A 9,440-nucleotide genomic window follows, 5' to 3' on the forward strand; every position below is an offset into this window, starting at 1 on the left:
AACCTTTATAGAGACAGACATTGCCGCAATTTTTGTCAATTGTTTGCGATCTGGAGCGAACTAATCAATTAAATCTCTTGCCAGATAAGGATTGAGTCGATTTATGCCCCCCTATCGAACCATAACAAGTCCCGAAGAGCCATAAATCTTTACATTCCTCTCCCTAACTAGCGATTAAGATTTTGGGTCTTTTTGATTGTACCGATAGCGATCGCCCCCCTCGCCGCTAGGTTAGGCAACAGCCCAACCCAACGCCAAAGGCGGATGGCAACAGCTTACAGAATACCTATTCCCTAGGGAATCTATCTTGAGAATGATTTGAAATATGCTAACTTGGAAAATTATCACGATCGCATCTAGCCAGTACCATGAGTGAAATTAGCGTCGGGGGAAAAGTCCGTCTGATTGCCATTCCCCCTTACCTGAAAACCGCCGATCCCATGCCTATGTTACGGCCGCCAGAGCTGCTCGATATCGACGATATCGGCACGGTAATCGATCGCCGGCCGGGGGGTTATTGGGGTGTAAAATTCGCTCGAGGCTCATTTCTGCTCGATAGCAAATATTTAGAGGCCATTTAAACCAGTTAAGTGCATCGCAGTCAAGACAACTTTGATAAATCACAAGCAAATCTAAAGAGTTAATTTATGTCTAATACTTTTCTATCGATCGTTATCCCGATGCGCGAGGGATTTAGCGAACATTGGCTAGGAGAATTATTGAAAGTCAAGGGAGATATAGAATTTATTTTAGTTCATCCTCCTGGGGTCAAACCTTCCCCAGTCAATGATCCACGCATGAAACAGATTGTCTGTGCTTTACGAGGTGAAATTATTCAAAGAAGTACAGGATTTTTAAATGCCAGAGGTACTTATATTCTCACAATCAATTGCGATGAATATTTACACCCTGAGATCGTCACCTTAGTCAAAGACTATTTTGACCGCTTTCCCAATAGTTGGGTATTAAGATTAGCCAGATGTGGATTTCCCTACGGTGAACGAGAAAAATTGGAGAGTCCTTGGCCAACAATTCCCGATGTAAAAAGTTTAGCTATCTGTAGCAGGAGAGAGAATAATAGTAACTTGTTTAAAGAGAATAATTATTTATTAGAAGTACCGATCGCTCCTTTAGATAATCCTTTTAATCCTAGCGCCCTGATCGGGAAACGTCGAGATCACAAGGGTCCTCACATGGAAAACTTTGATAAAAAAGTTTGGAAAAACGAACTGGTACAACCGGCAGTTAAAGAGATTACTGCTTCCATGAGTGTCACTGGTCCGATTAAATATATTCCCTTTTGGTGTTTAGATAGATTACTGGGTTTGTATATTCAGGCCAAGTTTTTTGAGCAAGGTAAAACTATCGGTCATTGGCTGCCAGAAATAGCCGAACAACTGCGGATTGAAGATAATCCTCCTGAGTATAAAAGAACTAAACGTTTTTACTTTATTGCCGAGGTGATTCTCCTGAGAAATTTCCCTAAATACGGTTATCTTTGGAATTTAATTCTCGCTCAAGCGACGGAAGTACCCGGACGAGCTATCGATTCCCTAAAACGCAAATTCTTGCCAGAAAAACCTTCTATATCCAAGTGATCGGTAATCCAGAATAATAATAACCTAAATTTATGGAACTATGCTCTGTTTCCCAATCTAACACCTGTTCCACACGCTGATAAATTGCCGCAGCTTCCTCACTAGAATTGCCGATACAAGTTAACCCTAATTTACCAAATTCTGACAGCGCACCCATGAGATGAAAAACTGTTCCTGTTTTACTGCTACTATCAAAATGTAAGTGATGTTTAGCAATAATATCCATTAAATCATCGGGAAGTAAACCTTTGTATTGGGGTTTGTGGAGATTATCGGAGGCAATATAATACTTTTCTTGGTGAGGTTGACTGAAAAACAATCCGGTTTTTTGATCGTATTCACCATTAGTTAAAAGCTTCAAAGTCATGAAAGGATGGGTAGTTCCTCCTTTTCGCAGATTAATTTCGATCGCCTGTAAATCCCAGACTAAAGTTTCTGGATTTTTGACAGCGACGAAATCAACTCCATAGCGTTCAATTGCCCCCTTTGCTGCCAGAATTTCCCCTATTTTTAGACCTAATTCCTGTAATTGCAGGCGATAATTTTCATCGGCAGGAAAATGACAACCTAGATAAATTTGACCATCGGGACCGCCTAAAATTTGATCGTGAGTGGAAAGAATATTCACTTCTCCCGTGGGTGTAATATAACCTTGCACACTTGGCGATCGCTTTTCTTCTCCTTCAATAAAAGCTTCGACAATTGCCCCTAATTCAGCAATTCTGCCAGAAAAACTCTCCCAATTTTCATCCCTTGCTTGAAAACTCATCTTCTCTAATTGTTTGGACAAGAGATTCATTTTCTCGCTTAAATCTAGACTGTTACTATCAACAATTACCCCTAAAGGACGTAAATCTAAAACTGCATTTCCTTCTCCCGATAACCCCTCATTTAACTTCACTACCATGCGTTTTAGTTGCGGTTGACGGGACCACAAACTAGCGGCCTCATACAACAAATCCTTGACCGTATTTACCTGTAAACTACCGTCAGGATGGGGAATATTGCCTTGAGCAAAAATCTCGCGACTGCCACTTTTAGAACCCCAATACAATAAGTCTGGACTACAGGCAAATAAAGGAATATCTAATTGTAAAGACAATTCTCGCTCTAAATTAGTAGAATTAAAACAAACCATGTAGGCACGATCTCGACGCAACGCTTGCCGGATTCTTGCTACTAAGCGCGGTCTGTCCAGAATTTTTTGGGTTAAAGGTTGAAAAGAGTTATCGTGAGTTGTCAGTAATAACAGACGATTATTAGCATGGGAAAAAGGAATCCCAGGCAACAATTGCAGATAATAATCAATCACCATCCGCGCCAGTGGCTGCGCTGTTACATAGATTAAACGAGTTTTCGGGTGTCGCAACCGAATCAGAGAAAATAATAATCTTTCTTCGTAATGTAAAAAACCCGCTACTTTTTGACCGACTCTCTGATCGATACTAAAAGAAGGGACAACTAGGATATCATAATCCCATTCATCGGATTCGGGAACGTTTTCTCCCTGCCAAATCTCTTTTAATTTTTCTTGTAATTCTTGATACCGCAGACGCTTTCCTAGCATCAAATCTCTATCTAACAGCATGGTTTGTCCCACCTCTGTGGTTGCAGACACCTGTATCTTATCGATTTTTAGAGCCTGTCGTCTCCAGTGCCTTTCTTTTCTTAATATTCCCCCAGTCCCTCCGATCGTTGCCCTTAAAAAGGGATACAGTGGACTCTGTATCCCCTTTAATCACCTGAGATTGCCTTTAGCCTAGCGGGTGGAATAAGAGATCGGGATAAAAGCGATTAAATTCGATTAAAATCCCGGCGGTGAAAGTCAGCAGCGCCATAATTAACACGGGTGCGGACGAGAGAAATTTAGTAAGTCCTTCCATCTGAGTTCTCCTAGGGAATAAAAAGTCAAGGGTTTGACACAAAAATTAACGAGGGGAAACGGTAATTTCCGAATCCTTAACGGTTAATTTACCGGAAGTGGCCTCTTGTAAAGCCGCCAACGGCCAGAGAAAACCCGTTAACATTTTGCTCAAAGCGAGGGGAACATCGATGATGATTTCCTTCATTTCCGCATCTTTGCTGTCGCGCACGGCGATTAAATAGGCCCGACCAACCCAACCGATCCAACCGGTAATGTACAGGAATAGGATGCTAGGGATAAAGAAATCGCCCATGTGATCCCAACGACCATCCACAATTAGGTGCGGATAGCCTTCCGGTCCACAGAGAGCTTGGGAGTAGGTTTGAGCGCGTTTGGCTCCCGATTCGGGGTCAGGAGTGGTGTTGCGGAAACTCTTCGCTTTTTGTAGGAAAGCGGGATTTTCGCTACAAGGGGTCAGATTGGACAAATCAGCCGACGCTGGAGCGGCAAAGGTGAACCAGAGAGATAGCACCAGGGCCAGAGCGAACAATTTTCGCATAAATTGTTTCCTTTTGTTACGAAATATGAAGTTCTTTGTTCAAAAAGCGAACAATTTGATCGTACACGGAAAAAATCTTACTCCGATGAGGGGTACGAGTAAAGTTTCTATTACAAAACTATACGCAACGCTTCAGACCCCGGTGATATGAACCACCACTTGCCTTTGATGACGACTCTGACGATGTTCCCAGAGATAGATACCTTGCCAGATCCCTAAAACTAATTTACCTCTAGCGATCGGGATTTGTTCCGATGTCCGGGTTAGGACCGAGCGAATGTGAGCGGGCATATCGTCTGGCCCTTCGGTAGAGTGATAGTAGAGACTGCTATCTTCCGGGACTAACTTGGCGAAGAAATTGGCCAAATCGGTGAGAACATCGGGATCGGCATTTTCTTGGATCAGCAAAGAAGCGGAGGTGTGACAGACAAAGACACTGCATAATCCCGTCGTTATGCCCGATTCAGCCACGATCGCCTCTATGGGGGCAGTGAGACGATGGAAATTCTTGGGACTGGTGGTAATCGTCAGGGATTTTTGATATTGACGCATGGAAACCGAATCAGGGAGAAATGGGGGTGGGGGGGATTGTCCTCGATAGCAAAGGTTGTCCCGCTTGCAAGAGATCGTGAAGGTTCACCACTGCACCGATAACAGCGATCGCTGGGGCTTCAAAGCCGGTGGCTTCGATCTGGTCCATAATCGTGGTGAAAGTACCGATTAACTGCTGTTGTTGCGGTGTTGTTCCCCAGCGAATCAGGGCGATCGGTGTTTCTGGACTTCTGCCGGCCTTGGTTAACTCGCCGATAATATAGGGTAAATTATGCACACCCATATAAACAACAATTGTTTCCGCACCATGGGCGATCGCTGACCAGTTAACTTGAGGACGATATTTACCCGCCATCTCGTGGCCGGTGACGAAGGTAACGGAAGAACTATAATTGCGATGGGTGAGGGGAATACCGGCGTAGGCAGGCACGGCAATTCCTGAAGTGATCCCCGGCACGATCTCGACGCTAATTCCAGCCGCAATCAGATCGAGCATTTCTTCACCCCCGCGACCGAAAACAAAGGGATCACCCCCCTTGAGACGAACAACCACAGCATTAGTCTGGGCCTTCTCGATCAGTAAAGCGGTGATTTCCTCCTGTACTAGAGAATGACGACCGCAACGCTTACCCCCATGGATTTGTTCGGCCCTGGGGTTAATCATGGTCAGAATCGAGGGGCTGACTAGGGCATCATAGAGGACAACATCGGCATTTTCTAGGAGAACTTTCGCTTTTAAGGTCAACAAACCGGGATCTCCGGGACCTGCACCGACGAGATAGACCTTACCACAACTTTCTGATTGATTCATAGATACTGGGGAGAAAATTCCTGCTTCGATCGAATGCGCTTGATCCCTAATGTATTGTGACTGGGGCAAAATTTGGTATTTTTAGCTACAGTTACTCGGCGATCATGCGCTTTCTTCATGAAGAATTATGATCTTAACATTACTTAACCCTTAATCTAGCGATCGCTCTGATCCTAAATCCCGTTTAACAGGTATGGGGGAGTGGAAAGTGGGGAAAAGGGAGCGGGTTTTTAAAGTGGGATTGGGAGTTAATCATGCTATTAAAAACCGATTCAGTATAACGGTGAAGTTAGGCAATTGGTACGACTTGGAGGCGTAACCCAAGTGATTGTAAGACCTTAAGAACTGTGGCAAACTCTGGATTGCCTTCGATTGACAAAGCTTTATAGAGACTTTCACGCCCCAACCCTGTTTCACGGGCAATATGTGTCATCCCTTTAGATCGAGCAATATCACCTAATGCTGCTACCACTAAGCTTGGATCGCCATCTTCAAGAGCTGCTTCAAGATATGCAGCTATATCTTCTTTTGTTTCGAGATGTTCTGCCGCATCCCAAGGATAGGTTTGGATAGTAGCCATGAAAATCTCCTATAAGTCTTGTGCTAAATTTAATGCTGTTTTGATGTCCCGTTCTTGAGTTTGCTTATCTCCTCCTGCCAAGAGGATGATCAAGGTCTCGCCTCGCTGAATGAAATACACCCGATAGCCTGGGCCATAATCGATCCGCAGTTCCGATACACCTTTTCCTACTGGTTTAACATCGCCTGGATTGCCCATAGACAGGCGACGAACACGAATGTCTATAAGTGCTTTTGCTTGGCGATCCCGCAAATTGCTAAACCACTGAGAGTAGGTTTCGGTCTGGCGAATTTCAATCATGCCTTAAGTGTATCCTATGGGATACAGAAGGACAAGCAATAAAAATAAGGTGCGTTACATTTTATGAACGCACCCTACAAGATCAGCGATCGCAATAATCAATGTGCATGGTGCGTTCCCCAAAAATCGATCGCTGGAGCGGTAGAAGTTGCCTTAGGGAACGCACCCTACAAGATCAGCGTGCTGCTACGCAGTGCCTTCGGCATCGCACTTAATTAAGGATAAAAACTAGGCTTTAACTTTTAAAGGAAATCTCTCAGGATTTTTAATAATTTCTTTGCTTAAATCTACATCTAAATCTGGCCAATAAAAATGATTAGGAAAAGGCTCTTGTATATTTAAAATTTTTCTAATAGGGACATCTTGAAACCAGTAAAAATTTTGATAGGAAAGAAACATTTCTTCATTGTTTGCCAGAATCCATATTCCATGGGAAGAAATATGAGTTACTTCAGCTTGAGAAGTGTTTTGTCCAAGCATTTCTAAGTTCATTTTGTCGTTCCTCAATAATAGTTTCTATCGCTTGAAGATGATTGATGCTTACCCTTCGTTTATTATAGCAAATATTCAGTTAAAAATACAAGAAGGAGAAGCAAGAGCATAAAAATCCCCCTCAACTGGTCTAAAATTAAGGGGGAATGAGTTATATAAAAAAGCAATTTAACCGACGTTACTGGGTTCTTTTTCGGTTGAATGAGAGCGTTTTACTTTGCGTTTTAGGGTTGCACCTGCACCAAGTATTCCCAGGGAAAGAAGACTTAGGGTTGAGGTGGGTTCTAATGTTTTTGGAGGTGGACAGCTTAGTTTATTATTACCTGAACTTGTCTGTCCTTGTCCAGTAAGAGGGATAACTTGTTTTCCCGTAGGATCAGTTAAGTTAGCATCAACTCGTCCACTTCCTTCAGCTTTACTAGAGGTATCACACTTCGTTTCAGCTTTATTGTCATTTCCTATTTGTACATTTACATTGGTAACATTTGTGGTATTTATTTGAATATTATTGTATCTCCAACCTGATAATAATTGTCCTGATTCAAATACGCCACCTCCTGTTAGAGTTTCAGAAAAAATTGTTAAATCAAATTCTGAACCAGGAATAACATCATCTGGTACTGTACTTGTTATTGCTCCTGTTAAGCTGACAGTGATTCTTTGCGGTGGTGCACCTAGTAAATCTAATCCTGGTGCTGTTATCAAAAGACTCGCTTCATAGGCATGAGTCATATTATTAAAATCAAAAATAAAGTTTGAAGACTCTGAAGAATCTAGTGTAAAATTTACTAATCCTGTATTAATTGTTTGTCCATCAATTGTAATATCGAACGGCTCTATTATACCTTTAAATATTTCATAAGATCCAGAAATACCCCCACCTAGGCTGATAGCAAGAGCATTCATGGACAAAGAGGAACTCAAGAAACTAGATACAATAAATACAAACGGTTTAAGTCGCATTTTGTGACTTCCCACCTCCAATATAAAATACCACCGTATTCTAAATACGTTGAAATTTTCCTTCAAGGCTTTTAAAGTCATATAAAGTTATATAAAGCAGTATTAAGAAAAATAACTTAAATCTAAAAATAATATTAAATTGACCGTACACCTTATAATGTCATATAATGTCGGGTAAAAGCTTATTAATCTTGACTCTGTGTTTAAAAATGAACAATTTTGATATTCACTCTTTAATTACAACTGTTGATAATCTCATCTTTTCCTATACAGGAGAGAATTTAGATGATGTTCAGTCTGAAATCTTAGAAGGGGTGATTAATCACCAAAAATACACAGAAATCGCTAAAAATCATCATCGTTCCGAGAAATATGTCAAGGATGTAGCCGGTAAGCTATGGAAAACCTTATCGGAAATTTTAGGAGAAGAAGTTAATAAAGCTAATCTTAGGTCTAGTCTGCGAAGGTATTATTATAATGTCGCTAACAATAATGTCGTTAACGGTGTCCAAATTAATAAAGGTCATATCTGTAATCAACTACCAGAAAACCAATTACAAAAATTTGATCCAGAAGAAGAATATAAACTCGAAATCGCTACAGAATTGATGAAAGAAGGCTTAACCGTCGAACAAATTGCTAGAGTGTTAAAACTTCCCTTAGAATTAGTTAAAGAGCAACTTGAAAAACCTAAGCAAACTAATTAATGGTGGTATTTGGCACTGGCAGAGCATTTCTAAGTTCAATAATAATTTCTATTTTAATAAACTTCATCATGAGAGCCAATATCAACGAGACAACCATTAAGGTTACAATGAAGGAATCAGATTTCAGGAAATAGCCATGAAACGAGATGAAGTACTAACAATTCTCGCAAAACACCGAGAACAATTAGAAAAACTAGGGGTAAAATCTCTGTCTCTATTTGGTTCAGTAGCAAGGGATGAAGCACGTTTTGACAGTGATGTAGATTTATTGGTAGAATTTAGTAAAGCGGTAGGGTTATTTGAGTTTATCGAGGTACGACTTTACTTAGAAGATATATTAGGATGTTCTGTTGATTTAGGTACTCAAGATTCTTTAAAAGAACATTTACGACAACCTGTATTAAAGGATGTGATTAATGCCTTTTAGAGATTGGCAACTTCGTCTTCAAGATATTATTGAATCCATTGATGAAATCTTGGAATGGACGGCTAATATGACCTTTGAAGATTTTAGCTCAAATCGAGTGACTCTTAAAGCAGTTCTTTATAATTTAGGAATTATTGGTGAGGCATCTAGAAATATTCCTAGTGAGATACAATTGCGTTATTCTCAAATTCCTTGGCGTTTAATGGGAGATATGCGAAATGTCATTTTTCATGAATATTTTCGGGTAGAATTGGCAATTGCTTGGCGGACGATTGAAAATAATCTAACTCCATTGCGTTCACAATTACAGGAAATTTTAGAAAATGAAGCCGAAAATTAATCTATAAAATTCCCCCTCAACTTATTCAATTAAGGGGGAATGAGTTATATAAAAAAAGCAATTTAACTGACGTTCTTGACAAAAGGCCATAACCTGTGCCTTGGAAGGAATTAAGAGAATTTCTGATGCCCTCTTCCCTGGTAGAAATCAAGGAAACCCCCCATAAATCTAACTCGGTTTCAGCAAATATGCTCGCTCCCTGTCCATTGAGAAATATTACAATAAACACGGGTACACCAAGAAAAGT

Annotated in this window: 15 protein-coding genes; 6 read left to right on the forward strand and 9 right to left on the reverse strand. The window is 40.9% G+C overall.

Going from position 1 to position 9,440, the window contains the following annotated elements; genetic code table 11:
* Nucleotides 1-368: 368 nt before the first annotated feature.
* Nucleotides 369-581 carry a regulatory protein SipA gene (sipA, locus tag PX482_RS07755; RefSeq protein ID WP_043998849.1) on the forward strand — a complete coding sequence of 71 codons (213 nt, stop codon included), beginning with the start codon at nucleotides 369-371 and terminating at the stop codon, nucleotides 579-581.
* A 66-nt stretch (nucleotides 582-647) separates the two neighbouring features.
* Nucleotides 648-1,598 (forward strand): glycosyltransferase family protein, encoded by a 951-nt coding sequence (locus PX482_RS07760; protein WP_002757257.1) that lies wholly within the window; start codon nucleotides 648-650, stop codon nucleotides 1,596-1,598.
* Here PX482_RS07760 and PX482_RS07765 read toward each other — a convergent pair.
* The 7 genes from PX482_RS07765 to PX482_RS07795 all read right to left on the reverse strand — a co-directional run bounded on the left by PX482_RS07765 (nucleotide 1,585) and on the right by PX482_RS07795 (nucleotide 6,264).
* Nucleotides 1,585-3,186, reverse strand: coding sequence for a peptide ligase PGM1-related protein (locus tag PX482_RS07765; RefSeq protein WP_002757259.1), 1,602 nt, complete (start codon nucleotides 3,184-3,186; stop codon nucleotides 1,585-1,587). The genes PX482_RS07760 and PX482_RS07765 overlap by 14 nt on opposite strands.
* Nucleotides 3,187-3,352: 166 nt before the next feature.
* On the reverse strand, nucleotides 3,353-3,481 hold the full coding sequence (gene psaJ, locus PX482_RS07770) for a photosystem I reaction center subunit IX (protein ID WP_002738148.1): 129 nt from the start codon (nucleotides 3,479-3,481) through the stop codon (nucleotides 3,353-3,355).
* Nucleotides 3,482-3,526: 45 nt separating this feature from the next.
* Nucleotides 3,527-4,021 (reverse strand): photosystem I reaction center subunit III, encoded by a 495-nt coding sequence (locus PX482_RS07775; protein WP_002748906.1) that lies wholly within the window; start codon nucleotides 4,019-4,021, stop codon nucleotides 3,527-3,529.
* 132 nt (nucleotides 4,022-4,153) lie between these two features.
* Nucleotides 4,154-4,573 (reverse strand): secondary thiamine-phosphate synthase enzyme YjbQ, encoded by a 420-nt coding sequence (locus PX482_RS07780; protein ID WP_045362918.1) that lies wholly within the window; start codon nucleotides 4,571-4,573, stop codon nucleotides 4,154-4,156.
* A gap of 10 nt (nucleotides 4,574-4,583) precedes the next feature.
* Nucleotides 4,584-5,384, reverse strand: a complete 801-nt coding sequence (cobA, locus tag PX482_RS07785) for a uroporphyrinogen-III C-methyltransferase (RefSeq protein ID WP_002757264.1) — start codon at nucleotides 5,382-5,384, stop codon at nucleotides 4,584-4,586.
* A gap of 289 nt (nucleotides 5,385-5,673) precedes the next feature.
* Complete coding sequence (locus tag PX482_RS07790; RefSeq protein WP_002757266.1) at nucleotides 5,674-5,964, reverse strand: addiction module antidote protein; 291 nt, start codon at nucleotides 5,962-5,964, stop codon at nucleotides 5,674-5,676.
* A gap of 9 nt (nucleotides 5,965-5,973) precedes the next feature.
* Nucleotides 5,974-6,264 (reverse strand): type II toxin-antitoxin system RelE/ParE family toxin, encoded by a 291-nt coding sequence (locus PX482_RS07795; RefSeq protein ID WP_002757268.1) that lies wholly within the window; start codon nucleotides 6,262-6,264, stop codon nucleotides 5,974-5,976.
* A gap of 63 nt (nucleotides 6,265-6,327) precedes the next feature.
* On the opposite strand from PX482_RS07795, the gene PX482_RS07800 reads away from it, so the two are divergent.
* Nucleotides 6,328-6,483 carry a hypothetical protein gene (locus PX482_RS07800; RefSeq protein WP_002757270.1) on the forward strand — a complete coding sequence of 52 codons (156 nt, stop codon included), beginning with the start codon at nucleotides 6,328-6,330 and terminating at the stop codon, nucleotides 6,481-6,483.
* Between the two features lie 9 nt (nucleotides 6,484-6,492).
* On the opposite strand, the gene PX482_RS07805 is transcribed toward PX482_RS07800, so the two are convergent.
* Together PX482_RS07805 and PX482_RS07810 are read right to left on the reverse strand one after the other, a co-directional pair.
* The gene (locus PX482_RS07805; RefSeq protein ID WP_002757272.1) at nucleotides 6,493-6,756 is read right to left on the reverse strand and encodes a DUF2442 domain-containing protein; all 264 of its coding nucleotides are present in this window, start codon (nucleotides 6,754-6,756) and stop codon (nucleotides 6,493-6,495) included.
* A gap of 168 nt (nucleotides 6,757-6,924) precedes the next feature.
* A complete protein-coding gene (locus PX482_RS07810; RefSeq protein WP_288122281.1) occupies nucleotides 6,925-7,662 on the reverse strand; it encodes a hypothetical protein in 738 nt (245 codons plus the stop codon).
* 266 nt (nucleotides 7,663-7,928) lie between these two features.
* Here PX482_RS07810 and PX482_RS07815 point away from each other — a divergent pair, with 266 nt between their 5' ends.
* The 3 genes from PX482_RS07815 (at nucleotide 7,929) to PX482_RS07825 (ending at nucleotide 9,193) form a co-directional block, all read left to right on the forward strand.
* The gene (locus PX482_RS07815) at nucleotides 7,929-8,426 is read left to right on the forward strand and encodes a helix-turn-helix domain-containing protein (RefSeq protein ID WP_043998850.1); all 498 of its coding nucleotides are present in this window, start codon (nucleotides 7,929-7,931) and stop codon (nucleotides 8,424-8,426) included.
* A 136-nt stretch (nucleotides 8,427-8,562) separates the two neighbouring features.
* The gene (locus PX482_RS07820; protein WP_002757283.1) at nucleotides 8,563-8,853 is read left to right on the forward strand and encodes a nucleotidyltransferase family protein; all 291 of its coding nucleotides are present in this window, start codon (nucleotides 8,563-8,565) and stop codon (nucleotides 8,851-8,853) included.
* Nucleotides 8,843-9,193, forward strand: coding sequence for a HepT-like ribonuclease domain-containing protein (locus PX482_RS07825; protein WP_002757284.1), 351 nt, complete (start codon nucleotides 8,843-8,845; stop codon nucleotides 9,191-9,193). The genes PX482_RS07820 and PX482_RS07825 overlap by 11 nt, the downstream gene beginning before the upstream one ends.
* Nucleotides 9,194-9,440: the final 247 nt, after the last annotated feature.

Origin of the sequence: Microcystis sp. M53602_WE12, assembly GCF_030065455.1 — a bacterium.
Lineage (GTDB): Bacteria > Cyanobacteriota > Cyanobacteriia > Cyanobacteriales > Microcystaceae > Microcystis > Microcystis aeruginosa.